Genomic DNA, 23,228 nt, shown 5'->3' with positions numbered 1-23,228 from the left:
GGGTTGTGCACCCACCCACCGAAGCCACCAAGGTTTTCACCGACCCGGGACCGGGGACTCACAAGAAGGCCGGAAACCGGACTAGTCACGAGGAGTCGAAATGAGCCTCACCGATAAGGCCAAGCAGAAGGCCGAACAGATGACGGGCGCCGCCAAGGAGAAGTACGGCGACGCGACCGACAACGAGCAGATGCGCGCCGAGGGGTCCCGGCAGCAGGCCGGTTCCAAGGCCAAGCAGGCCGGCGAGAACGCCAAGGACGCCGGCAAGAACATGAAGGACGCCTTCAACAAGTAAGCGTGTGGACGGCAGTGGGGCCACCGGTGTTCACCGGTGGCCCCACTGGTCGTACGGGACAGATCAGGTCAGGGTGCTCGGCTCGTGGGTCGCCCACCAGGCCTGCCCGGACTCCGGCAAGGTGTCGATCGGGTCGTAGTAGGCGTATCGCCGGCCGACCGCGGCCAGGTCGGCCGATTCGATGGAGGTGCGGTAGTTCTTGGTCCAGTAGGAGATGCCGCGCTCGCGGTCGTACTCGGTGAGCATGTGCACCCAGCGCTTGCCGACGAACGGCACGTCGCAGACGATCCGTGGGGTGGCGTAACCCGGCAGGTAGCCCATCATGTCGTGCTGGAGTTGCTGGGCGTGCCAGACCGGCACCCGCCAGTGCTCGGCGTTGGGGATCATGTCGCACATGTAGAAGTAGTACGGCAGGATGCCGGCCTCGCCCTGGAGCGCGAAGCAGAGGTCGAGCAGGTCCGGTGCGGTGGCGTTCACGCCGCGCATCAGTACGCCCTGGTTGCGTACGTCGCGTACGCCGACCTCGAGTGCGGTCTGCGCGGCTCGGGCGACCAGTGGGGTGAGTGACTGGGCATGGTTGACGTGGGTGTGGATGGCCAGGTTGACGCCCCGGCGGGCGGCGGTGCGGGCGACGCGTTCGAGGCCTTCGACGACGTCGGGCTGCAGCCAGTGCTGGGGGAGTCCCATCAGGGCCTTGGTGGCGAGCCGGATGTCGCGGATGGTCTCGATTTCGAGCAGGCGCATCAGGTACGACTCGAGGTTGCGCCAGGGGACGTTGGCGACGTCGCCGCCCGAGACGACCACGTCGCGTACGCCCGGGTGGGCGCGGAGGTAGTTGATGTGGCCGTCGTAGCGGTCGACCGGCTTGAGGCTGAGTTTGAGCTTGTCGACGGTGGGGGTGGAGTTGCCGACGAGGTCCATCCGGGTGCAGTGCCCGCAGTACTGGGGGCAGGTGGAGAGCAGTTCGGCGAGGACCTTGGTGGGGTAGCGGTGGGTGAGGCCCTCGGCGACCCACATGTCGTGTTCGTGGAGCGAGTCGCGGGTCGCGTACGGGTGTGACGGCCAGTCGGTGCGCCGGTCCGAGGCGACCGGGATCATGTAGCGGCGGACCGGGTCGGCGAGGAACGCCTCCGTGGTCATCGGCGCGTCCGGCACCATCGTGTTGATCATCTGTGGTGGGACCAGCATCGACATGGTGGCCAGCGCGGCCTGGTCGGCGGCGAGGTCGGTGTAGAAGCTGTCGTCGACGAGGTCGCCGAGTACGGCGCGGAGCTGTTTGGCGTTCTTGACGCAGTTGGTGCGTTGCCACTGGGCCGATTCCCACTGTTCGCGGGTGACGTGGCGCCAGCCGGGGAACCGGGTCCAGTCGGGTTCGACCAGCGGTCGGCGGCGGTATTCGTACGGTTGGCCGGCGAGTGGTGTGGTGGTGTCGGTCGGCCGCGGCTCCGGGATGGCCTCAACTGGGTGTGTCTGCGTCACGGACCCTCCTCGGGCTGCGCGGTACCGGTGACGGTCCGAAGGCTACTGGAAAATATCCTGTGCAGGAATTATTCTGCCGTAAGTTTTCCCGCAACGCGATCTGTTGGCAACGTGACTGACTTTGGAAGGGGCGCTTCGATGACCTCACCCGTGGGGCTGCACCGTGTGCTCGAACCGGTCGGCGTGTTGCCTCAGGCGGCGTGGCGGCTCGATCCGGGTGGTCCGGTCGGCGCGGACGAGGTGCGGATCCGCGTGGAGCGGCTGAACCTGGACGCGGCGAGTTTCCGGCAGTTGTCGGAGAAGCACGGTGGCGACGGGGCGGCGGTGCGGGCCGAGGTCCTGGAGATCATCACATCTCGGGGGAAGATGCATAATCCGGTCACAGGCTCGGGCGGCATGCTGATCGGGGTGGTGGACGAGGTCGGGCCGTCCTCGCCGCTGAAGGTGGTGCCGGGCGATCGGGTGGCGACCCTGGTGTCGCTGACGCTGACCCCGCTGGTCGTCACCGACGCTCTGGCCGGCTGGGACGGGCTCGGCGAGCAGGTGCCGTGCGCCGGGTTCGCGGTGTTGTTCGCCCGGTCGGTGGTCGCGGTGCTGCCGGACGACCTCGATCCGCGGTTGAGTCTGGCGGTCCTGGACGTGTGCGGGGCCCCGGCGCTGACCGCCCGGGTGGTGTCGGGGTACGCGTCCCCGTCGGTGGCGGTGCTGGGCGGGGGCGGTAAGAGCGGGGCGTTGGCGTTGGCCGCCGCGCGGCGGGCGGGTGCCGGTCGTACGGTGGGGGTGGTGCCGGTGTCGGCGGAGCGGGACCGGCTCCTCGCGGCCGGGCTGGCCACGGAGGTCGCGTTGGCCGACGCCCGTGATCCGGTGGCGTTGGCGGCGGCGGTGTCCGGGGCGTTGGGTGGTCCGGCGGACGTGACAGTGGTCTGCGTGGACGTGCCGGGGTGCGAGCACGGGGCGATCCTGGCGACCGCGGACGGCGGTACGGTGATCTTCTTCTCGATGGCGACGAGTTTCGCGGCGGCGGCGTTGGGTGCGGAGGGGTTGGCCGCGGACGTGACGATGCTGGTCGGGAACGGGTACGTGCCGGGGCACGCCGAGTTGGCGTTGGAGCTGGTGCGGTCCGAGCCCGGGGTGCGTGCGTTGTTCGAGGCCCGGATCGCGGCAGACTGATCACATGACTTCCCCCTCGACTCTGTACCGCGGTGGCCACCTCTACTGCCCCGGTGATCCGACGGCGACCGCGTTGTTGGTCCGGGACGACCGGATTGCCTGGATTGGCGCGGACGCGGACGCGCCGCCCGCCGATGTGGTGGTGGATCTCGCGGGTGCGCTGGTGACGCCGGCGTTCGTGGATTCGCACGTGCACGCGACCGACACCGGGCTGGCGTTGTCCGGGCTGGATCTGTCGTCGGCCCGGTCGGGGGCGGAGGTGAGCGCGGCGGTGGCGGCGTTCGCGGCGGCTCTGCCGGCGGACGCGGTGGTGTTGGGGCACGGTTGGGACGAGTCGTACTGGTCGGATCAGCGGCCGCCGTCGGCGGCGGAGTTGGACCGGGCGGCGGGTGGGCGGCGGGTGTACCTGTCGCAGGCGTCGATCCATTCGGCGTTGTGTTCGTCGGCGTTGCTGGCGGCGGCGCCGGAGGTGGTGTCGGCGGCCGGGTACGACGCGTCGGGTTGGTTGCGGCGCGACGCGCACCATGTGGTGCGGGCGTTGGCGTTCGGGTCGGTGACCCGGGAGCAGCGGGTGGCGGCGCAGCGGGTGGCGTTGGCGCGGGCGGCGTCGTTGGGGATCGCGGCGGTGCACGAGTGCGGTGGTCCGGACATCTCCGATGAGGTGGATTTCGCGGGTGTGTTGGCGTTGTCCGGTGACGGTGGGCCGGAGGTGTTCGGCTACTGGGGTGAGTTGATGGGGGCGGCGCGGGCGCGGGAGTTGGGTGCGGTGGGTGCCGGTGGGGACCTGTTCGCCGACGGGGCGTTGGGTTCGCGTACGGCGCATCTGTCGTCGGCGTACCTCGATGGTGACGAGGGTGCGTGCGGGCACGGGTACGTGTCGGCGGAGCAGGTCCGTGACCATCTGTTGGATTGTGCGCGGCACGGGATGCAGGGTGGGTTCCACGCGATCGGGGACGCGGCGATCGGGACGGTGCTGGACGGGTTCGCGCTGGCGGCGGGGACGTTGGGGGTGGATCGGCTGCGGGCGGCCCGGCACCGGGTGGAGCACGCGGAGATCATGAGCAAGCGGTTGATCGCCGGTTTTGTCGAGTACGGGATCGTGGCGAGCATGCAGCCGGCGTTCGACCGGTTGTGGGGTGGCGAGGATCGGATGTACGCGCAGCGTCTGGGGGTGGCGCGGTCGTTGGAGTCGAATCCGATGGGTGCGATGCACGGGGTGGGTGTGACGTTGGCGTTCGGGTCGGATTCGCCGGTGACGCCGTTGGATCCGTGGGGTTCGGTGCGGGCGGCGGTGGCGCATTTCAATCCGGCGCAGCGGATGAGTGCGCGGGCGGCGTTCGCGGCGCACACCCGTGGTGGGTGGCGGGCGGTGTTCCGGGACGACGAGGGTGTGTTGGCGCCGGGTGCGCCGGCGACGTTCGCGGTGTGGTCGGCGCCGGCGGGGGTGGAGCGGGGGTTGCCGGTGCTGGTGGCCTCGGATGTGGAGTTGCGGGGGCCGGAGGATCCGACGCCGTTGCCGGTGTGTCGGCGTACGGTGCGGCGCGGTCAGGTGATCTACGAGGCGCTCGACTGAGCGGCCCCGGCGGGTTTCGAGAAGGGAACGTCGTGACGAGCAAGCTCGCGTTGGACGCGGCGGTGGTGGCCCGGGCGCGGGAGTTGGCGCGCCGGGCCGGGCAGCCGGTGGTGGATCTGGCCCGTGGTCATACGACGGTGTCGGTGGAGCGGGCCGTGTTGCGGCTGGCCGGGGTGACGGGGGCGGATCCGGACGGGATTCCGTGGGTGAACCGGTTGGTCGATGCGGTGGTCGACGAGGTCGGGTTGGCGCACGGGGTGTCGTTGCCGGTGTTCGACGCGTTGGCGCGGGAGGGTCTGGCCGGTGGTGAGGTGGGGCCTGCGTTGACGTTGTTGGCGCAGAAGGCGGCGGCCGGGTCGGTGGGTTTCGCGGTGCCGTCGGGTAGGGCGGCGACGGCGGCGCGGTCGGCGGCGCGGCGGGCGACGGGTGCGGGGTTGCGGTTGGTCGACCGGCGGCGGGCCGAGCGGGAGCGGCTGGTGCGGCGGTACGGGGATCCGGTGCGGCGGCCGTGGATCTACCTGATCGTGGCGACGGGGGATATCTACGAGGACATTCCGCAGGCGCAGGCGGCGGCGCGGGCGGGTGCGGATGTGATCGCGGTGATCCGGTCGACGGGTCAGTCCCTGTTGGATTATGTGCCGGAGGGGGCGACCCGGGAGGGTTTCGCGGGGACGTACGCGACGCAGGAGAATTTCCGGTTGATGCGGGCGGCGTTGGACGAGTCGTCGCGGGAGCTGGGCCGGTATGTGCGGTTGACGAATTACGCGTCGGGGTTGTGCATGCCGGAGATGGCGGCGTTGGCCGGCCTGGAGCGGCTGGACATGATGTTGAACGATTCGATGTACGGGATCCTGTTCCGTGACATCAACCCGATCCGTACGTTCGTCGACCAGCGGTTTTCGCGGCAGGTCCACGCCCGGGCGGGGATCATCATCAACACCGGTGAGGACAACTACCTGACCACTGCGGATGCCGTGGACGAGGCGCACACGGTGACGGTGTCGCAGTTGCTGAACGAGTTCTTCGCGCACGAGGCGGGGTTGGCGGACTGGCAGTTGGGGCTGGGGCACGCGTTCGAGATCAATCCGGATGTGCCGGAGTCGTTCCGGTTGGAGTTGGCGCATGCGTTGCTGGCCCGGGAGTTGTTCCCGGAGGCGCCGTTGAAGTGGATGCCGCCGACGAAGCACATGACCGGGGACGTGTTCCGGGGGAACCTGTTGGACGGGTTCTTCAACCTGGCGGGGGCGATGACCGGGCAGGGGATTCTGCTGGTCGGGATGATGACCGAGGCGGTGGTGACGCCGTGGTTGTCCGATCGGGACATCGCCCTGCAGAACGTGCGGTACGTGTTGGGTGCGGCCGGTGGGTTGCACGAGGATTTCGTGCCGGCGCCGGGTGGGTTCATCCAGCAGCGGGCGTCGCGGGTGTTGGACGAGGCGGTGGGGTTGTTGTCCCGGATCGCCGACGACACGTTGTTGAACGCGATCGCGGAGGGCACGTTCGGGATCATGAAGCGTCCGGCGGATCGGGGTAAGGGCCTGTCCGGGGTGGCGGCGCACGCGGAGGGTTACTACAACCCGGCGACGGAGTTGCTGGAGCGCGATCAGGTGGCGGCGGCCGGGCGGGGGGTGGCGGCGTGACCGGGTCGGTGGTGCGGCCGTACGGGGACACGACCGGTGACGGCATGGTGCAGGTGTCGTTCACGTTGCCGCTCGCGCACGACAAGCGGGCCGAGGGTGCGGCGTTGCAGTTGGCCGGGAAGATGGGCCTGGAGCCGGCGATGCTGGTGCACGCGAAGCAGATGGGTGACGGGTTCACCTTCTTCGTCGTCTACGGGCGGGTGGGCCACCTGGTCGACACCGATGCCGTACGGGTGGTGGAGCGGGATTTCCCGTTGTTGTCGGCGAAGGACGTCAACGCGTTGGTGAAGTCCCGGCTGCGGCGCAAGTTGTCGGTGGTGGGGGCGTGTATCGGGTCGGATGCGCACACGGTCGGGATCGACGCGATCCTGAACGTGAAGGGTGTGGCGGGTGAGAAGGGTCTGGAGTACTACCGGGAGTTGAAGGTGACGAACCTGGGCGCGCAGGTGAGCGTGCCGGAGTTGGTCGAGGCGGCCCGGGTGGAGAAGGCGGACGCGGTGCTGGTGTCGCAGGTGGTGACGCAGCGGGATGCGCATCTGCACAACACCCGGGAGATGTCGGCGGCGTTCCGGGAGGCGATGCCGGCGGGTCGGCGGCCGTTGCTGATCGTCGGTGGGCCCCGGTTCGACGAGTTGATGACCGGTGAACTGGGTGTGGATCGGATCTTCGGTCGGGGGACGACGCCTCGGGAGGTGGCCAGTTATCTGGTGCACGAGTTGGTGGTCAACCGGGAGGCCCGGGTCGGTGCGGCGAAGGGGACGCGGTGATGGGTGACGAGCGGGTCGGGTTGACGGTGGTCCACCGGCGGTATGTGCCGTACGGGCACGCGCACTATGCGGGGGATCTGGTCGACGGGGCGTACGCGTTGGGGTTGTTCGGGGACGTGGCGACGGAGGTGTGTATCCGTACCGACGGGGACGAGGGGTTGTTCGCCTCGTACGGCGAGGTGCAGTTCCGGGCGCCGGTGCGGGCCGGTGACGTGCTGGAGGTGGTGGCGACGGTGACCCGGGTCGGTACCCGGAGCCGGACGATCGACTTCGAGTGCCGGGTGGTGTGTCGGGGGAGGCCGGAGCGGGGGGCTTCGGCGGCGGAGGTGTTGGATCCGCCGTTGGTGGCGGTGACGGCGACCGGGACGGTGGTGGTGCCGGCACCACCACCGGGTGGGGCGCCGGGCGCGGTGCCGCGGCTGCTGTGAGCGGGTATGCGGTCTGCGCCGACGTCGGTTCGACGTTCACGAAGGTAGCGGTGGTGGAGTTGGCCACCGGGGCGTTGGTGGCGTCGGCGGCTCGACCGACGACGGTCGGTTCCGATGTGCTGCGCGGCCTGGATGCCGCGGTCACGCAGGCGGCGGGCCCGGATGCCGCGGCGATGCCGTGGTACGTGTGCTCGTCGGCCGGTGGCGGGTTGCGCCTGGCGGTGGTCGGTTACGAGGAGTTGGTGACGGCGCGGGCGGGGCAGCAGGTCGGGCTGTCGGCCGGGGCGCGGGTGGTGCACGTCGGCGCGGGCCGGTTGGACCGGGCGGGTGTGACCGGTCTGCGGGCGGCGCGACCGGACGTGGTGCTGCTGGTCGGGGGGACCGACGGCGGTGATGGTGAGGTGCTGTTGCACAACGCGGCCCGGTTGGCGGCGGCCCGGTGGCGGGTGCCGGTGGTGGTGGCCGGGAACGTGGAGGTCCGTTCGGAGGTCGCCGGGGTGTTGGCCGACCGGGGGGTGCCGGTGACGGTGGCCGGGAACGTGTTGCCGCGGATCGGGGTGTTGGCGCCGTTGTCGGCGCGGGCGGCGATCCGGGACGTGTTCCTGCGGCATGTGATCGGTGGGAAGCGGCTGTCGCGTGGTACCCGGTTCGCCGGGTTGGTTCGGGCGGCGACCCCGGAGGCTGTCCTGACCGGGGTGGAGGTGCTCGCCGACCAGCTCTCCGGTGACCTGGTGGTCGTCGACGTCGGTGGTGCGACCACGGACGTGTATTCGGTGCTGACGCCGGACGAGCGGGCGAAGGGGCCGGCGCGGGCGGCCGCAGGGACGTTGTGGCGGGCCCGGACGGTCGAGGGTGACCTGGGGATGCGGTGGAGCGCGCCGGGGGTGGTGGCGGCGGCGCAGGCGGAGCGGATGCTGGTCGCGGGTGAGGTGGAGTTGTTGACGGCCGCGGCCGCCGACCGGGCGGCGGATCCGGGGTTCCTGGCGGTTGATGCGGGGGCGCGGGCGGTCGACCGGCGGATCGCCGGGTTGGCGGCGACGGTGGCGTTGCGGCGGCATGCGCGGGGCGCTTCGGTCGGCGATGGCGGGGGCCGTGATCTGCGGGACGTCCGGTTGATCATCGGTTCGGGGGGTGTCCTTCGCCACGCCGGGGCGCAGGAGGCGGTGGCGGTCCTCGATGCGGTGTTGGCCGACCACGGCGGTGGGTGGGCGTTGCCGAGGGCGGCGACACCGGTCGTTGATGATCAGTATGTGCTGGCCGCCGCGGGGTTGTTGGCTGCGGAACATCCGGTTACGGCGGTCGCCCTGTTGCGCCGGTATCTGCTCGTCGGGGATTGATCGGCGACTCGCGGGGTCCGACACGCCGAATTGATCGGGCCGACTTGGCCGCTGGCGGTTGACAGGGCCGGGGGTCCACCACGTACCGTCTTTGAGTCCTACCACGGGAAGCGGCTGTTGTTCGCTTCGTCCCTTCGTCCGCTGGCCGAGTGACTGTTTTCGATGTCGCAGCGGCCAGGTCCAGCGGGCGGGGGTCGGCGGGGCGGCGCGAACCGGCCGCGGTTACCGGTGTAAGGGCAGGATGACGTGCACGGCCAGTAGACAACGGCCTGACGGGGACAGCCAGTCCTCCTCCGGTCGGTCCGAAGGTCGTGACGGGTCATCTCTGCCACACCGGCCGGGAAGGGCCTGGGAGCATCGGGGCGCGGCCATTGGCCGCGCCCCGATTTTGTCTGCCCGGACGGCACCCGTTTTCCGGCGGGCCGGTGCTGTCGGGGCCGGACGTGGTGGTGGGAACGGGGTGGGCCGGTAGCCTTCGCCGGGGAAGATCCGCCGCCGATCGGTGCGGTGGTGGCCGGACTGGTGGTGAGGCGCAGGTGGCGATGGTGGACTCGGCGGACACGCGGCTCGGGACGGGTCACGAACCGGTGGTGTCGGCCGGTGAACGGCCCCGGCCGCTGCCGTTGTGGGTCGCGGTCCTGGCGGCCCTGGCGGGCGGTGGGGCGCTGCTGCTCGCCTTCCCGCCGTACGGGCTGTGGTGGCTGGCGCCGGTCGGGGTGGCGTTGCTCGCCGCCGCGACGCACCGGCGCCGGTTACGGGCCGGCGTCGGACTGGGCGCGTTGACCGGCTTGGCCCTGTTTGTGCCGATGTTGGCCTGGACGAACCTGCACACCGGTTACCTGCCGTGGCTGCTGCTGTCCGGGTTGCAGGCCGGCTACCTGGCTCTGCTGGGGTTGGCCACCGCCCTGGTGAGCCCGGTGGTGGACCGGTGGCGCTGGTCGTGGCCGGCGGTGACCGGGGTCCTGTGGGTGGCGCAGGAGGCGCTGCGGGACCGGACCCCGTTCGGTGGGTTCCCGTGGGGGCGGCTGGCGTTCAGCCAGGCGGATTCGCCGCTGGTGCGGTGGGCGGTCCTCGGCGGGGCACCGCTGGTGACGTTCGTGACCGCGCTCGCCGGCGGGTTCCTGGTCGCCGCCGGCTGGTGGGCGGCCACCGGGTGGCGTCGCCCCGCCGCCGTGGACCCCTCCTCCGACTCCGGCCGAGTACGGGCCGGTCTGCCGGCGCTCGGTGCCGCCGTGGCGGCGGTGGCGGTGGTCCTGGTCGGGCTGCTGGTGCCGTTGGGTTCCGGCGCCGGCTCCGGTGCCGCCACCGTGGCGATCGTCCAGGGCAACGTGCCCCGGCTCGGGTTGGACTTCAACGCCCAGCGGCGGGCGGTGCTGGAGAACCACGCGAACGCCACCATCGACCTCGCCGCCCGGGTTGCCGCCGGTACGGCGACCCAACCGGACCTGGTCGTCTGGCCGGAGAACGCCAGCGACGTCGACCCGCTGCGCGACCGGACGGCGGCGAACGAGATCACCGCCGCGGCGGACGCGATCAAGGCGCCGATCCTGGTCGGCGCGGTACTACTCGGCCCCGGCCAGGGGCAGGTCCGCAACACGGGACTGCTGTGGCTGCCGGGAACCGGCCCGGATCTGGACCAGATGTACTTCAAACGGCATCCGGTGCCGTTCGCGGAGTACATCCCGCTGCGCAGCATCGCCCGCAAGGTCAGCTCCGAGGTCGACCGGGTCCGGTCGGATTTCGTCGCCGGCACCCGGCCCGGTGTCATCACCACCGGTGGGGTGACCCTCGGCGACGTCATCTGCTTCGAGGTCGCGTACGACGAGGTGGTCCGGGACACCGTCACCGGTGGGGCGCAGCTGCTGGTGGTGCAGACGAACAACGCCACGTTCGACGTGGCCGAGGCCCGCCAGCAGATGGCGATGGTGCAGTTACGGGCGGTCGAGCACGGCCGTGAGGCGCTGATGGCCTCCACGGTCGGGGTGTCCGGGTTCGTCGGGGCCGATGGGCGGGTAACCGGTGCGACCGGGTTCAACACCCCAGCGGTGGTGGTCCGGGAAGTGCACCTCGGGGACGCCCGTACGGTCGCCACCCGGGTCGGTTTCTGGCCCGAGGTGGTGCTGGTGGGTCTGGCCGTCGCGGCGCTCGTGACGGCCGTGGTGACCCGCCGGCGCCGGGTGGTCCCCGCAGACGGTCCGTCGGTGGCGGGGGGTGATGTCGACCCCGCGACCGCGGCAGATGCGGAGGAGCGGTGAGTGAGACAACCGGTGCGGTCGAGCGCATGACGGGATATCCGGGCGTGGGACGCGTCCTGGTCGTCATTCCCACGTACAACGAGGCGGACAACGTTGTTGTCATCACCGAGCGGCTGCGTCAGGCGGTTCCGTCGGTGGAGGTCCTGATCGCCGACGACAACAGCCCGGACGGGACCGGGGCGGTCGCCGACCGACTGGCGGCCGCGGACGAGTTCGTCCACGTGCTGCACCGGCCCGGTAAACAGGGCCTGGGGGCGGCGTACGTGGCCGGGTTCGGCTGGGCACGCGACCACGGGTACGACGCGGTCGCGGAGATGGACGCCGACGGCTCCCACGCCCCGGAGGAACTGCCCCGGCTGCTCGACGCGGCCCGTGACGCCGACGTCGTCATCGGTTCCCGGTGGACCTCCGGCGGTGAGGTGGTCAACTGGCCGTGGCGCCGGCAACTGCTCTCCCGGGGCGGGAACCTGTACACCCGGCTGGCGTTGGGTATGCCGATGTCCGACGCCACCGGCGGGTACCGGATCTACCGGCTGCCGGCGTTGGACAAGATGGACTTCGAGTCGGTCGCCTCCCAGGGGTACTCGTTCCAGGTGGAACTGTCCTGGCGGGCGCACCGGGCCGGATTGCGGACCGTGGAGGTCCCGATCACCTTCGCCGAGCGGGAGCACGGGGCGAGCAAGATGAGCCCGCTGATCATCGCCGAGGCGCTGTGGCGGGTGACGCTGTGGTGCCTGCAGGAACGCCGGGTCGGGTTGGGGCGCCGACGTGCCCTTTTCGGTGACAGTACGTCGCGGTGGCCGTAGAACCGACCCGTGTCATGCTTGAGGGGCGGGATTCCGCTGCCGTTCATCATCCGGATGGGGTGACATGCGCCGAGGGCTGAGACTGGTGCCGTTGGCACTACTGCTCGCCGTGGTCATCGAGATCGTGGTTTTTGTCCTGGTCGGCCACGCGATCGGGTTCGGTTGGGCGATTCTGCTCGTGCTCGCCGCCTCGATGCTGGGCCTGGTCCTGCTGCGCCGGGAGGGGATGCGGGCCTGGCGTGGCTTCCGCAGCGCCGCCGAGGCCGGCAGCCCACCGGGCAAGCAGGTCGTCGACGGGCTCGTCGGGCTCGGTGCGGGTCTGCTGCTGGCAATACCGGGCCTGGTCAGCGGGGTCATCGGCCTGCTGCTGGTGATACCGCCGGTGCGCGTGCTTGCCCGCCGTGGTGTCCAGGTGGCAACGGAGCGCCGGGTGTCGGCGATGGTCGCCGGTGACCTGTTCGGACCCCGTCGGGTACGGGTCCGTCGTGGGGCGCCGCAGCCGACACCGCAGCCCGCCGAGCCACGGCCGCCGACCGCCGCCGGGCCGGCGATCGAGGGCGAGATCGTCGACCACCGCCCGAACTGACCCCGGCAACCCGCACCGCGTACGCAAAACCGCCCCACGGCCGACAGCCGTGGGGCGGTGGTGGTTGTTGTGCTGGTGGTGGTCAGACGCGACCGCGTCGGGTCCGTACCTCTTCGAGTCGTTCGGCGAGGATGTCCTCGAGCTCGGCGATCGAACGGCGCTCCAGCAGCATGTCCCAGTGGGTACGCGGCGGCTTCGCCTTCTTCTGCTCGGGCTCGGTGCCATCCACCAGCCGCGCGACGCTGCCGTCGAACTTGCACTCCCAGGTGATCGGAACCTCGGCGTCAACGGCGAAGGGCACCTCGAACTGGTGGCCCTTGGCGCAGAGGTACTCGCGGGTCTGGCGCGGCGCGAGCTCCGTGTTCCGGTCGGACTCGTAGCTGACTGCTCCCAGACGGCTTCCGCGCAGCATGCGCTCGCCCATGATCGGCATTCCCCTCGGTCGTGGTGCTGGTCTTATCGGTGTAACGATGGGTACCGGGTCGGCGATTCCCGACACCTTCGGCAAACGTACTTCTGATCAAACATTCCGAGCGTAGCCGGACACCGCAAGCCGTGATCCGGCCCACCACCGTACCCGATGGATTCTGGGTTGTTTGTGCGGTTTCGCCGTTTGGTTCCGGTCTGGGTCAGGTGGGGGGAAGCGGGGCCGGCGGTGCGGGTGCCGGCGCGAGCGCCCGGCTGCTCAGGCTCGCCAGCGCCGCGGCCAGGTCGCTGACCTGTACCGACAACCGGGCCACCCGGTCGGCCGCGGCGTCCCGTTCGGCCTGCGCGGCGTCGAGCCGGGCGACCAGGTCCCCGATCCGCGCCTGCGCCTGCGCGGTCGCCTCCCGGGCCGTGCGGACCTGCTCACCCATGCGTTCCCGGTCCTGCTCGGCGCGCTCCGCGGTCGCCCGCGCCTGCCCCGCCGCGGCGGCGTCGCGCTGCGCCTGCTCCCCGGCCAGCGCGGCGTCACGCGTTGCCTGCGTCGCCTGCGCCCGGGCCCGGTCGGCCAGGGACTGCGCCTGCTGTGCCGCCACCCGGAACTCGTCGGCCGCCCGCGTCGCGTCGGCAGCGGAAGCCTCGGCGCGGGCCGCGTCGGCGCGGGCCGCGTCCCGCTCACGGGTCAGATCGGTGATCGAGCGCCGGTCCGACTCCGCCTGCGTCCGCAGCGACCGCAGGTCGGCGCGGGCCGTGTCCCGGTCGGACTCCGCCTGCTCCCGCAGCGCCTGCGCGGCGCTCGCCGCCCGCTGCGCCTCGTCGCGTTCGGTGGCCGCACCGGTCGCCCGCCGCCCGGCCGCCTCGGCCAACTCCTCGGCCTGCCGGGCCCGGTCGACCGCGGTGGCCCGGTCCGCGACCGCCGTCGCCGTCGCCTGTTGCGCGACCGTCAACGCCGCCGTGGCCGCCTCCGCCTCCCGGCGGGCGTCGTCGCGTTCGGTCTGCGCCGCCGCGACCTCGGTCGCGGCGTCCGCGCGTGCCTGGGCCAACTGGCGTTCCACCCCGACCGGCGACAACTCGGCGTGCAGCGCCTCGGTCAGGGTCTCCACCACCTGGTCCAACCGGTCGACCGCCTCCCAGGTCCTGGCCACCTGACCGGCCAGCCCGGGCGCGTTACGGTGGCGCATCCTGCTGTTACGGGAGGCCCGCTGGCAGGCGCCGTCGTTGTCCCGGCAGTAGCGGAACGGTCGACCCGCGGCGGTGCGCTGGGGGACCGGCCGGCCACAGTGGGCACAGGGGCGGGTGTCGGCCAGGGCATCCCCGGCGGTCTCATGCTCGCTCATCGCCGGGCAAGTCTAGGCGGATCACCGCTCCCGGACGTCGGTCGTGGTCGGCGCAGCGGAAGCGGACCAGAACTGACGCGGGGCGAACCCGTCGCGACGCAGCCAGTGCTCGGTGTAGACGACCCGCCGCGCCTCGATCCGCAGCAGCGGACCCCGGGGCGCCTGCAGCACCGAACGACCGCGCTCGACGGCGTCGGACTGCCACCGGTACACCGCCATCCCGTCGTCGAAACCGTCGTCGCCGGGCAGCAGCACCCGGGCGGTCCCGAACAGCTGCGCACCCCGCGAACTCGCCTGACCCACCAGCGGGGCGAACACCCCCACCGACACCCGCGGATCAGCGGCGATGTTGCGCAGCTTCGGCGTACCGGCCTGGGCGGTCACGTACAACGTCAGCTCGTGGTGGTAGTAGCGGACCGGGGTGGCCAGCGGGCCGTCCGGGCCAGTGGTGGCCAGCACGCACATGTTCTGCGACGAGAGCAGGTTCAGGATCCGTTCCCGCAGCCGTTCGCGGGGCAGCTCGACGGTCGGTGGCGGGCCGGCCAACCAGGAATTGGTGATCATGGCGGACCCTACCCCGGCGGTCGACAGCAACCCGCTGTGGGGATATGGTCGGCGGATGCAAACCCAGCTCTACGGCTGACCCGACGCGAGGACGATGTCCTCGCCCGAGTGCGCGTCCCGCCAACGGCCCCGCCGTCGCGGCGACCCGGCGCACCGGCCCAGTCGTGTCCCATCTCCGTCGTAGACCTGAAACGAGGAACCCTCCATGTCTCGTCGCCGTGCCCACATCGCGATGGTCGGCATCCCCGCCGTCAGCCACACCCTGCCCAGCGTCGAGATCATCCGTGAGCTGGTGGACCGAGGCCACCGGGTCACGTACGCCAACGATCCCGCGGTCGCGGACCTGGTCACCGGCACCGGCGCCGAACTCGTCCGCTACACCTCCACCCTCCCGGTCGGCGACCACGACTGGCCCGACGACCCGATCGCCGCGATGGAAGTCTTCCTCGACGACTCCATCCAGGCGCTCCCGCAACTGCGCGCCCACTACGACCACGACCCGGCCGACCTGTACCTGTACGACATCGGCACCTTCGCCGCCCGCGCCATCGCCGAGGCACACCAGCGGCCCATCGTGCAGCTCTCACCGACGTACGTCGCCTGGGCCGGGTACGAGCAGGAGGTCGGCGCACACCTGTGGGCGCTGCCGGGCGCGGACGCGTACCGGGCGAAGTTCGCCGCCTGGCTCGCCGGCAACGGTGCCACCACCACCGACGTCGACACGTTCAGCGGCCGGCCGACGCGTGCCCTGGCACTGATCCCCCGGGCGATGCAGCCGTACGCCGACCGGGTCGACACCGACGTCGTCACGTTCGTCGGCCCCTGCCTCGGTCAGCGCACCGACCAGGGCACCTGGACCCGACCGGCCGGCGCCGCGAAAATCCTGCTGATCTCGCTCGGTACGGCCTTCACCCGGCAGCCGGAGTTCTACCGCCGATGCCTGGCCGCGTACGGCAACCTGCCCGGCTGGCACATGGTGCTCCAGGTCGGGAAACACACCGACCCGGCCGAACTCGGCGACATCCCCGACAACGTCGAGATCCACCCGTGGGTGCCACAACTGGCGATCCTCGAACAGGCCGACGCGTTCGTCACCCACGCCGGCATGGGCGGCAGCAGCGAGGGGCTGTTCACCGGCACTCCGATGATCGCCGTACCGCAGGCGGTCGACCAGTTCACCAACGCCGACCGGCTGGTCGAACTCGGTGTGGCGCGGCGCATCGACACCGCCGACGCCACCGCCGAGTCCCTGCGAACCGCCCTGCTCGACCTGACCACCGATCCGGATGTCGCTCGGCGCAGCGCAGCGCTGCGCGCCGACGCCCGGGCCGAGGGCGGCACCACCCGGGCCGCCGACATCATCGAGAGCCTGCTCGGCTGACGCACCGGCATCCGTGACCGGCAGACCCGTGCCGGGCGCCGGTCACGCCAGGCCCGCCGGAGGACTTCGAGTTCGGTACGGGGAAACGGCGCACCCCACCTGCCGTGGTAGCCGCTCTCCGGATCCGGGTGGCAAACTTCGATCATGACTTCGGAGGAGATCACCGCGGCGGCGGCGGGTACCTGGCAACTCGGTGACCTCACCGTCAACCGGATCGGTTTCGGTGCGATGCGCCTGACCCAGAACGGCGCGGCGCTCACCACCGACGCCGTCGCGAGCGACCGAGATCGGGCGGTACGCGTACTGCGACGCGCGGTCGAACTCGGCGTGAACCACATCGACACCGCAGCGTTCTACTTCTCGGCGCTGCGTTCCGCCAACGAACTGATCAACCGCGCGCTGGCTCCGTACCCGGACGACCTGGTCATCACCACGAAGGTCGGACCGGGACGGGACCCGTCGGGGGAGTGGTTGCCGCTGGCGCGTCCGGAACAGCTGCGCGGGCAGGTGGAGGAGAACCTGCGTCAGCTCGGTCGGGACCATCTCGACGTGGTCAACCTGCGGGTTCACGGCACCGACTCGATCGCCGAACGGTTCGGTGCGCTGGCGCAGTTGCGCGACGCGGGCCTGATCCGCCACCTCGGCATCTCCAACGTCCGCCCCGAACACCTGGCCGAGGCCGAGGCCATCGCACCGGTCGTCTGCGTGCAGAACCGGTACGGGATCGGCGCCCCGCCCGACGCCGACGAGTTCCTGCGTACCTGCGGTGAACGGGGCGTCGCGTTCGTGCCGTTCTTCGCGATCGCCGGTGCCGGCCGGGAAGCGGGCGCCGGCCACACCGACCACGACGAGGTCCAGGCCGTGGCGGACGCGCACGGTGCGTCGGCGGCCCAGGTCCGGCTGGCGTGGACACTGCACCGGGGGCCGCACGTGCTGGCCATTCCGGGCACCGGCGACCCGGACCACCTGGTCGCCAACGTCGCCGCCGGCGCGCTGCGGCTCACCCCGGACGAACTCGCCCGCCTCGACGCCGTACACCGACACGTCTGACCGACGGCGCAACCGCCGCTCACCCCACCGTGACCGCCGGGGCACGGCGTCCGCCGATAGCCGGGCCCGCAGGTGTACGTCGGGATGCCCTAATGCGCAGGCACCGTCAGACCGTCGCGTAGTGCACCCCGGCCAGCCGCTCCGAGACGTCCCAGAGTCGCGCCGCGTCGGCGACGTCGCGGGCCGGTTTGTAGACGGCCAACTCGGTCGGTCCCCCGGTGAACTGGCCGAATCCGTCCGGCCCGTAGAAGCGGCCGCCGTGCGCCTGTGGACTGGTGGCGGCGTACAGCGCGGGGAGCAGCCCGGCGTCCACGGTCTGCACCATGACGCCCAGGCCCGCCAACCGCCTCATGATCCACTCGTAGGGTGAGGGACGTTTGCGGCCGAGGTTCGGGCCGGAGGCGTACAGGTTGGTCAGGGTGGTGCCCGGATGTGCGACGTTGCTGACGATGCCCCACCCCGCCGCCCTGCTGCGCCGGTCCAACTCCAGCCCGAACATCAGGTTCGCGAGCTTCGACATCCCGTACGCGCGCAGCGCCGAATACCCCTGCTCGGCCTGCAGGTCCGCCCACTCGATCCTGCCCGAGCGAGCGGCGCTGCTCGACATCGTGGTGACCCGCGCCCGGCCGGCGCGCAGCAACGGCAGCAGCCGCCCGGTGAGCGCGACGTGACCGATGTGGTTCGTACCGAACTGCAGCTCCAGCCCCTCGGCGGTGCTGTGCCGGACCGCCGGCATCATCAACCCGGCGTTGTTGACCAGGATGTTGACCGGCCGGCCCTCGCGGTTCAGGGTCTCCGCGAGCGCCGTGACCGAGTCCAGCGAGGCCAGGTCGAGTTCTCGGGTGGAGACCGTTGCCCCCGGCACAGCCGCCTGGATCCGCTCGACCGCCGCCGCTCCCTTCGCCGGGTTCCGGACCGGCAGCACCACCTCGGCGCCCGCACCGGCCAGGCGTACGGCCAGGCCGAGACCGATGCCGTCGCTGCCGCCGGTCACCACGGCAAGCTTTCCGCTCAGGTCGGGTACGGACACGTCTTTCACGACAACTCCCTGGTGAGTGATTGCTTTCTCGGACTTGCGTCAACGGTCGCACCGACCACGGGGGAGATCCATGGCGCGCCTATCCAGGGATCGACAGTGCCTGGATAACCGGCGGCCGGTCACGGAGCGCGTGTCCCGTTCGTGCCCGGACATCCGGGCCAGGCTCATGATCGCGCCGGCCACGAACACACCGACCGGCCCGCTGCGGCACCGGGCGATGTCGGTGTCCGGCTATCGTGCCGGGGTGCGACAGCTCGCGTTGTTCGACCTGGACGACACCCTCGTTGACCGGGCCTCGGCGTTCAACGCCTGGGCCGAGGAGTTTGTCGTCACCCACCGGCTCGACGACGAGGCGCTCACCTTCCTCCTCATGGCCGACGCGCACCACTCCGGGCCGATGGGCAGCTTCTTCGCCACCGTCAGTGAGACGTTCGACCTGGGCGAGGCACCCGAGCGACTGTGGGCGCAGTACCGCCGACGCATGCCCGAGCTGGCGTCCTGCGAAGCACGGGACGTCGACGCCCTCCGTCGCCTGCGCCGGGCCGGGTGGCGGATCGGGATCGTCACCAACGGCATGACCGACAACCAGCTCGGGAAGATCCGCAACACCGGGCTCGACAGCCTGGTCGACGGGTGGTGCGTCTCCGACGAGGTCGGCGTACGAAAGCCCGATCCCGCGATCTTCCGGCTTGCCGCGGACCGGTGCGGTACCAGCCTCGACCAGGGCGGATGGATGATCGGCGACAACCTGGTCCATGACGTGGCGGGTGGTCATGCGGCCGGGATGCGGACGATCTGGTTGCAGCCTCGACGTCGGCCCGAATCGTGGTCGTTCGTCGGCCCGGCGCCCGACTTCGTGGTCGACTCGGTCGCCGAGGCTGTCGAGGTGCTCCTCCGGTCGGGGTGACCCGGGATCGTCATTGCCCGGAATCGGAAGATCTACGACGTTCGGGCCTGGTCGCGTGGATCGGCCCGAGGGACCGGCCCCGTGGGTATGATCCGGGTATGACAAAGCGCGTGACGGTGAGTCTCCCGGACGACGTCGCGGCCTACCTCGATCGTGAGGAGAACGCCTCCGCCGCCGTGGCAGACGCGCTCCGCGCGCGGATGGACCGGGCGGCCGCGACCGTCGAGATGCTCCGGGCGGTCGGCATCGAGGTCACCGAGGAAGGCCGGAACCGGGTACGGGGTTCTCTGCCCCGGCTGACCGCCGGTCAGCGGGCCGAGAACAAACGACGACGCGACATGGTACGCGCGGGAACGTGGCCGGCGGACGACACCGCTCCCGCCTGATGCCGTACGACGACGAGATCGAGATCCGCGCCGTACTGGACACCTCCGCGATGCTGTCCTACGCCCGTGGACACGTCCACGTCGGCGAACTGCTCGTCGACATCGCCGACGAGGGCGCGTACGCGGGCCTGCCGGCGGTGGCGTTGCTTGACGCGTACACCCGGGTTGATGACGCACCCGCCCGAGCCCGCCTCGGCGTCCTGGCCGCCCTGCCGAGCGTCGCGGTCCTTCCCCTCGGATCCGGCGAGGCGGCCGACGCGGCCGCCTTCGTTCGCCTGGTCAAGGGCGACCTCGCCCGCGCCCACGCGGTGTGGGCAGCCCTGCAACACGACGCCTACTACCTCACCAGCGAGCCCTACCTGACCCCGTCGGCCATCCCCGCCGACCAGGTGCACCACATCCCGGCCGACGACGCCTGACATGCGTGCGGGCTCAGTGGACGGCGGCCCCGAACCACTTCGGTAGCCGGCCGAGCAGATCCTGCTGATCGTCACCGACCCAGGCCACGTGGCCGTCCGGCCGCAGCAGCACCGCGGGTACGTCCAGTTCCTCGCTGATGTCCACGACGTGGTCGACCCGATCTGCCCAGCCCGTCACCGAGAGGCGGCCGGTCTGGTCGAGCAGCAGCCCGCGGCCGCCGTGCATCAGGTCGTACAGGTGCCCCCGCTTCAGCTTCACATCCCGCAGCCGCCGGCCAAGCAGCTCGTGCCCCTCGCCGAAGTCGTAGCGGATCCCGATCGCGATGATCTTTTCGATCAGGTACCGGTTCACGTCCTCGAATTCCATCAGCTCCGACAGCAGCCGACGCACCGCCTGGGGACCCGGATCGAGGGACATCAGCTCCGTCTGCGCCCGAGTGTTGTCCAACACCGCGGCGGCCACCGGGTGCCGCTCGGCCTGGTAACTGTCCAGCAGCCCATTCGGTGCCCAGCCGTCGACCTCGGCGGCCAGCTTCCAGCCCAGGTTGAACGCGTCCTGGATGCCGAGGTTGAGCCCCTGCCCGCCCAGCGGCGGATGGACGTGCGCGGCGTCACCGGCCAGCAGCACCCGGCCGACCCGGTAGCGCTCGGCCAGCCGGGTGGCGTCGCTGAAGCGGGACAGCCAGCGCGGTGAGTGGACGCCGAAGTCGGTCCCGGCCGTCGTACGCAACTGCTGCTTGAAGTCCTCCAGGGTCGGCGGGACCGTACGGCTCTCGGACACCCCGTCGGCAGGTACGACAACGCGGTACAGCCCGTCCCCGATCGGTCCGACCCCGAACCGGAGCTGGGTCTTGCGGACCTCGGTCATCACGTCGGCCACTTCTTCCGGCGGCGCGGTCAGCTCCATCTCGCCCAGCAGCGTGTCGACCGTGGCGGGCTCGCCGGGAAAGCCGACGCCCAGTAGCCGGCGCACCGTGCTGCGGCCACCGTCGCAGCCGACGAGGTAGCGCGAGCGCAGTTGCGTGCCGTCGGCGAGTTCGGCGGTCACCCCGTGGTCGTCCTGACTCAGCCCGACCAGTTCACGACCACGCCGAATCTCGACGCCGACCTCGATGGCGCGCTCGGTCAGCAGCCGGTCGGTGACGGGCTGCGGGATGCCGAGGACGTACCCGTGCGCGGTATCCAACCGGTCGGGCCACGGCTTGGTGATGCCGGCGAAGTAACCGCCGATCTTGTACTGCTTGCCCAGCTCAAGGAATCGTTCCAACAGACCGCGCTGGTCCAGCACTTCGATACTGCGGGCGTGCAGGCCGAGGGAGCGGACAACCCTGGTCGGTTCCGTATCCCGCTCCAGCACGACCACGTGTACGCCGTGCAGGCGCAACTCGCAGGCCAGCATCAGACCGGTCGGCCCGCCCCCGGCAACAATCACATCGATCATGAGACTCCCCGTTCGAAACAAGGTGAACTTTCGGCCAGCGGCCCGACGCAAACCGCATCTGCCCACCGAGTGCCCCGCAACGGCACCTCGACCCCACCGGTGGAGCAACCTTCCGCGTGCCCCGCGCCCCGAGGCGAGCACAGGTGATTCGCGAAGCCCCAGTTTCCGCAGGTCCTGGCCCCGGCTGGAGATTGTGGGGCACGACCCGGGTCTTGCCGCAAGCCCCCCGGTGCGGTATACGTTAAGAGTGGCGAGGGAGTAAGCGTTTCCCTTGCCTTAATTTTTGTCGTCCGCTGCGGACGGACAGACTCCTCTCGCGACGGCGACGCGCCGAACACACCTGAGACCTCATCCATTGCCGGGGATCGCTTGGCCGATGAGGCAAGGTCTGCGCGCAGGCAGCCCGTACGTTCGTCGGGCCGTGGTGTCCGTCCTCGGCCGGCCGTCTCGGCCCGTTCCGCGACCGCGTACCCGCTGGCGGCGTCCGACAGATCGAGGCACTGCTGCGGGGCGCCGTCACCGACCCGACGCCCCACGTACGCGCCAACGCCGTGAGCGCACCCGGCGCCTGGGCGCGTCCGGAGGACGTACCACTGTCGACGCGCCCGTCTGGTCCGATCGAGCAGCACACCATAACTGTCATTATGGTGCAGCGCGTTTCGTCCCGTTTTGTCGACGGGTTCCTCTTGGGTCAATTATCGGATTGCATTAGCAGGTAATTCGATAATTGGAGAGGTCGGCGCCGGTCCGTCCGTACGTCTCGGGTCCTCGTTGTCGTTTCGCGGCCGAGGCGGGTGGCGCGTACCCGTGCGTGGGCCTGGACCTCTGGGCCGGCGCCGTCGGAGGCTCATGGTCCTGACCGGCAAGGGTTCACATGCGTGGCGGTGGATACGGGCGGATACGGTGGCTTGGTGGCGGAGGACAAGTGGGCGCAGTGGTTGCTGACCAGACGAGATGGCAACAGTGCGGCCCTGCGGGCCCGCAGCGACCGGGACCTCGCGGTGGTACGCGACGGCGTCCTTGACGGAGCAGGTCTGCTGCCCGAGGACGTCGTCCTTGATGTTGGCTGTGGAACCGGACTGATCGGCTTCGGCGCACTCGACCGGCTCGGCCCCCAGGGACACGTCATCTTCAGCGACGTCTCACGGGATCTTCTCGACGAGTGTCGGCGGACTGCCGGCGGCGACGAACGGTGCAGCTTCGTTCTCGCGGCGGCCGAGGACCTGACCGGCATCCCGGACGCGTCCGTGGATGTCGTCACCACCCGGTCGGTGCTCATCTACTCCGCTCGCAAGGCGGCCGCGTTCGTGGAGTTCTTCCGGGTGCTGAGGCCGGGCGGGCGGGTGTCCCTCTTCGAGCCCATCAATCGCTTCGCGCGTCAGCGCCGTCCCGACGACCTGTTCGGCCTGGGCGCCTCATCGGTGGACGACCTGCTCGCCAAGGTTCGCGACGTCTACCGGAGCGTCACGGCGGAAGGCGAGCGGCCGATGATCGACTTCGACGAGCGTGACCTCGTGGAGTGGGCGGTAGCGGCGGGCTTCGAGGCAGTGGAGCTGGACTATCGCGCCCAGGTAGATGTGCCTGGCGAGCCGATTGTCGACTGGGAAGCGCTCAAGCAGGTGGCACCCAACCCCTTGGTCCCCACGTACGGCGAAGCGATTGCCACGGCACTGACCGGTGCGGAACGCAAGCGTCTCGACGCGCACATGACCGCCCGGGCAGCGCTCGGCACGCCCACCCGACGCACGGTGGCCATCGCGTTCTTGCGCGCGCTGCGTCCCTGAGCTGCGCAGGACGCCAGCTCCACCCTGTTGAGGGCGACCCGATGCGACAGCGGAGCGGCCCAGTGGGCGGGCACCTCGACGGAGAGGCGCCGGCCACCAGGAACTGGCGCAGCGCGGACCACCACCCACCGGCAGCCGGGGACGACCCGACTCCCGGGAGA

22 protein-coding genes are annotated in these 23,228 nt (G+C 70.8%); 16 read left to right on the top strand and 6 right to left on the bottom strand.

Going from position 1 to position 23,228, the window contains the following annotated elements; translation table 11 throughout:
- Positions 1-100 precede the first annotated feature (100 nt).
- Positions 101-295, top strand: a complete 195-nt coding sequence (locus tag OIE47_RS32920; RefSeq protein ID WP_326558431.1) for a CsbD family protein — start codon at positions 101-103, stop codon at positions 293-295.
- Positions 296-358: 63 nt separating this feature from the next.
- Here the strand turns inward: OIE47_RS32920 and OIE47_RS32915 are convergent, their stop codons facing one another.
- Entirely contained in the window at positions 359-1,774 is a 1,416-nt protein-coding gene (locus OIE47_RS32915; RefSeq protein ID WP_442792018.1) for a KamA family radical SAM protein, read from the bottom strand.
- 138 nt (positions 1,775-1,912) lie between these two features.
- On the opposite strand from OIE47_RS32915, the gene OIE47_RS32910 reads away from it, so the two are divergent.
- The 9 genes from OIE47_RS32910 to OIE47_RS32870 all read left to right on the top strand — a co-directional run bounded on the left by OIE47_RS32910 (position 1,913) and on the right by OIE47_RS32870 (position 12,336).
- On the top strand, positions 1,913-2,944 hold the full coding sequence (locus OIE47_RS32910) for a zinc-binding alcohol dehydrogenase (protein ID WP_326558430.1): 1,032 nt from the start codon (positions 1,913-1,915) through the stop codon (positions 2,942-2,944).
- A gap of 4 nt (positions 2,945-2,948) precedes the next feature.
- Entirely contained in the window at positions 2,949-4,517 is a 1,569-nt protein-coding gene (locus OIE47_RS32905; RefSeq protein ID WP_326558429.1) for an amidohydrolase, read from the top strand.
- Between the two features lie 32 nt (positions 4,518-4,549).
- On the top strand, positions 4,550-6,157 hold the full coding sequence (locus OIE47_RS32900; RefSeq protein ID WP_326558428.1) for a lysine 5,6-aminomutase subunit alpha: 1,608 nt from the start codon (positions 4,550-4,552) through the stop codon (positions 6,155-6,157).
- Positions 6,154-6,924 carry an OAM dimerization domain-containing protein gene (locus tag OIE47_RS32895; protein ID WP_326558427.1) on the top strand — a complete coding sequence of 257 codons (771 nt, stop codon included), beginning with the start codon at positions 6,154-6,156 and terminating at the stop codon, positions 6,922-6,924. The genes OIE47_RS32900 and OIE47_RS32895 overlap by 4 nt, the downstream gene beginning before the upstream one ends.
- Positions 6,924-7,352, top strand: coding sequence for a hotdog domain-containing protein (locus OIE47_RS32890; RefSeq protein WP_326558426.1), 429 nt, complete (start codon positions 6,924-6,926; stop codon positions 7,350-7,352). The genes OIE47_RS32895 and OIE47_RS32890 overlap by 1 nt, the downstream gene beginning before the upstream one ends.
- Entirely contained in the window at positions 7,349-8,689 is a 1,341-nt protein-coding gene (locus OIE47_RS32885; protein WP_326558425.1) for a glutamate mutase L, read from the top strand. Before OIE47_RS32890 ends, OIE47_RS32885 begins: the two co-directional genes overlap by 4 nt.
- Positions 8,690-9,231: 542 nt before the next feature.
- Entirely contained in the window at positions 9,232-10,944 is a 1,713-nt protein-coding gene (gene lnt, locus OIE47_RS32880; RefSeq protein WP_326563305.1) for an apolipoprotein N-acyltransferase, read from the top strand.
- 26 nt (positions 10,945-10,970) lie between these two features.
- Entirely contained in the window at positions 10,971-11,750 is a 780-nt protein-coding gene (locus tag OIE47_RS32875) for a polyprenol monophosphomannose synthase (RefSeq protein ID WP_326563304.1), read from the top strand.
- A gap of 64 nt (positions 11,751-11,814) precedes the next feature.
- On the top strand, positions 11,815-12,336 hold the full coding sequence (locus tag OIE47_RS32870) for an FxsA family protein (protein ID WP_326558424.1): 522 nt from the start codon (positions 11,815-11,817) through the stop codon (positions 12,334-12,336).
- 82 nt (positions 12,337-12,418) lie between these two features.
- On the opposite strand, the gene OIE47_RS32865 is transcribed toward OIE47_RS32870, so the two are convergent.
- The 3 genes from OIE47_RS32865 to OIE47_RS32855 all read right to left on the bottom strand — a co-directional run bounded on the left by OIE47_RS32865 (position 12,419) and on the right by OIE47_RS32855 (position 14,660).
- Positions 12,419-12,760: an RNA polymerase-binding protein RbpA gene (locus OIE47_RS32865; RefSeq protein WP_326558423.1), complete on the bottom strand. Its 342-nt coding sequence runs from the start codon at positions 12,758-12,760 to the stop codon at positions 12,419-12,421.
- Positions 12,761-12,965: 205 nt separating this feature from the next.
- Positions 12,966-14,096: a hypothetical protein gene (locus tag OIE47_RS32860; protein WP_326558422.1), complete on the bottom strand. Its 1,131-nt coding sequence runs from the start codon at positions 14,094-14,096 to the stop codon at positions 12,966-12,968.
- Positions 14,097-14,117: 21 nt separating this feature from the next.
- Positions 14,118-14,660: a pyridoxamine 5'-phosphate oxidase family protein gene (locus OIE47_RS32855; protein WP_326558421.1), complete on the bottom strand. Its 543-nt coding sequence runs from the start codon at positions 14,658-14,660 to the stop codon at positions 14,118-14,120.
- 205 nt (positions 14,661-14,865) lie between these two features.
- On the opposite strand from OIE47_RS32855, the gene OIE47_RS32850 reads away from it, so the two are divergent.
- Both OIE47_RS32850 and OIE47_RS32845 read left to right on the top strand, forming a co-directional pair.
- Positions 14,866-16,041 (top strand): macrolide family glycosyltransferase, encoded by a 1,176-nt coding sequence (locus OIE47_RS32850; RefSeq protein WP_326558420.1) that lies wholly within the window; start codon positions 14,866-14,868, stop codon positions 16,039-16,041.
- A gap of 144 nt (positions 16,042-16,185) precedes the next feature.
- Complete coding sequence (locus tag OIE47_RS32845) at positions 16,186-17,091, top strand: aldo/keto reductase (RefSeq protein WP_326558419.1); 906 nt, start codon at positions 16,186-16,188, stop codon at positions 17,089-17,091.
- A 106-nt stretch (positions 17,092-17,197) separates the two neighbouring features.
- On the opposite strand, the gene OIE47_RS32840 is transcribed toward OIE47_RS32845, so the two are convergent.
- The gene (locus OIE47_RS32840) at positions 17,198-18,130 is read right to left on the bottom strand and encodes an SDR family oxidoreductase (protein WP_326558418.1); all 933 of its coding nucleotides are present in this window, start codon (positions 18,128-18,130) and stop codon (positions 17,198-17,200) included.
- Positions 18,131-18,374: 244 nt separating this feature from the next.
- Between OIE47_RS32840 and OIE47_RS32835 the strand changes: the two genes are divergently transcribed.
- The 3 genes from OIE47_RS32835 to OIE47_RS32825 all read left to right on the top strand — a co-directional run bounded on the left by OIE47_RS32835 (position 18,375) and on the right by OIE47_RS32825 (position 19,842).
- Complete coding sequence (locus OIE47_RS32835) at positions 18,375-19,037, top strand: HAD family hydrolase (RefSeq protein ID WP_326558417.1); 663 nt, start codon at positions 18,375-18,377, stop codon at positions 19,035-19,037.
- Between the two features lie 98 nt (positions 19,038-19,135).
- Complete coding sequence (locus OIE47_RS32830; RefSeq protein WP_326558416.1) at positions 19,136-19,423, top strand: hypothetical protein; 288 nt, start codon at positions 19,136-19,138, stop codon at positions 19,421-19,423.
- Positions 19,393-19,842, top strand: a complete 450-nt coding sequence (locus OIE47_RS32825; RefSeq protein ID WP_326558415.1) for a hypothetical protein — start codon at positions 19,393-19,395, stop codon at positions 19,840-19,842. Before OIE47_RS32830 ends, OIE47_RS32825 begins: the two co-directional genes overlap by 31 nt.
- A gap of 13 nt (positions 19,843-19,855) precedes the next feature.
- Here OIE47_RS32825 and rox read toward each other — a convergent pair whose 3' ends face one another.
- Positions 19,856-21,283, bottom strand: a complete 1,428-nt coding sequence (gene rox / locus OIE47_RS32820) for a rifampin monooxygenase (protein ID WP_326558414.1) — start codon at positions 21,281-21,283, stop codon at positions 19,856-19,858.
- A 911-nt stretch (positions 21,284-22,194) separates the two neighbouring features.
- On the opposite strand from rox, the gene OIE47_RS32815 reads away from it, so the two are divergent.
- Positions 22,195-23,067, top strand: coding sequence for a class I SAM-dependent methyltransferase (locus OIE47_RS32815; RefSeq protein ID WP_326558413.1), 873 nt, complete (start codon positions 22,195-22,197; stop codon positions 23,065-23,067).
- The last annotated feature ends 161 nt before the right edge of the window (positions 23,068-23,228 follow it).

The sequence above is a fragment of the Micromonospora sp. NBC_01796 genome (genome assembly GCF_035917455.1).
Taxonomy (GTDB): Bacteria; Actinomycetota; Actinomycetes; order Mycobacteriales; family Micromonosporaceae; genus Micromonospora_G.
This window is presented reverse-complemented; position numbering and strand designations above follow the sequence as displayed.

What these genes read in the sequence shown, in the direction of transcription:
- rox (WP_326558414.1), bottom strand. Translation starts at nt 21,283, where the DNA reads ATGATCGATGTGATTGTTGCCGGGGGCGGGCCGACCGGTCTGATGCTG.
- OIE47_RS32855 (WP_326558421.1), bottom strand. Translation starts at nt 14,660, where the DNA reads ATGATCACCAATTCCTGGTTGGCCGGCCCGCCACCGACCGTCGAGCTG.
- OIE47_RS32890 (WP_326558426.1), top strand. Translation starts at nt 6,924, where the DNA reads ATGGGTGACGAGCGGGTCGGGTTGACGGTGGTCCACCGGCGGTATGTG.
- OIE47_RS32910 (WP_326558430.1), top strand. Translation starts at nt 1,913, where the DNA reads ATGACCTCACCCGTGGGGCTGCACCGTGTGCTCGAACCGGTCGGCGTG.
- OIE47_RS32850 (WP_326558420.1), top strand. Translation starts at nt 14,866, where the DNA reads ATGTCTCGTCGCCGTGCCCACATCGCGATGGTCGGCATCCCCGCCGTC.
- OIE47_RS32920 (WP_326558431.1), top strand. Translation starts at nt 101, where the DNA reads ATGAGCCTCACCGATAAGGCCAAGCAGAAGGCCGAACAGATGACGGGC.
- OIE47_RS32860 (WP_326558422.1), bottom strand. Translation starts at nt 14,096, where the DNA reads ATGAGCGAGCATGAGACCGCCGGGGATGCCCTGGCCGACACCCGCCCC.
- OIE47_RS32830 (WP_326558416.1), top strand. Translation starts at nt 19,136, where the DNA reads ATGACAAAGCGCGTGACGGTGAGTCTCCCGGACGACGTCGCGGCCTAC.
- OIE47_RS32845 (WP_326558419.1), top strand. Translation starts at nt 16,186, where the DNA reads ATGACTTCGGAGGAGATCACCGCGGCGGCGGCGGGTACCTGGCAACTC.
- OIE47_RS32875 (WP_326563304.1), top strand. Translation starts at nt 10,971, where the DNA reads ATGACGGGATATCCGGGCGTGGGACGCGTCCTGGTCGTCATTCCCACG.
- OIE47_RS32865 (WP_326558423.1), bottom strand. Translation starts at nt 12,760, where the DNA reads ATGGGCGAGCGCATGCTGCGCGGAAGCCGTCTGGGAGCAGTCAGCTAC.
- lnt (WP_326563305.1), top strand. Translation starts at nt 9,232, where the DNA reads ATGGTGGACTCGGCGGACACGCGGCTCGGGACGGGTCACGAACCGGTG.
- OIE47_RS32905 (WP_326558429.1), top strand. Translation starts at nt 2,949, where the DNA reads ATGACTTCCCCCTCGACTCTGTACCGCGGTGGCCACCTCTACTGCCCC.
- OIE47_RS32870 (WP_326558424.1), top strand. Translation starts at nt 11,815, where the DNA reads ATGCGCCGAGGGCTGAGACTGGTGCCGTTGGCACTACTGCTCGCCGTG.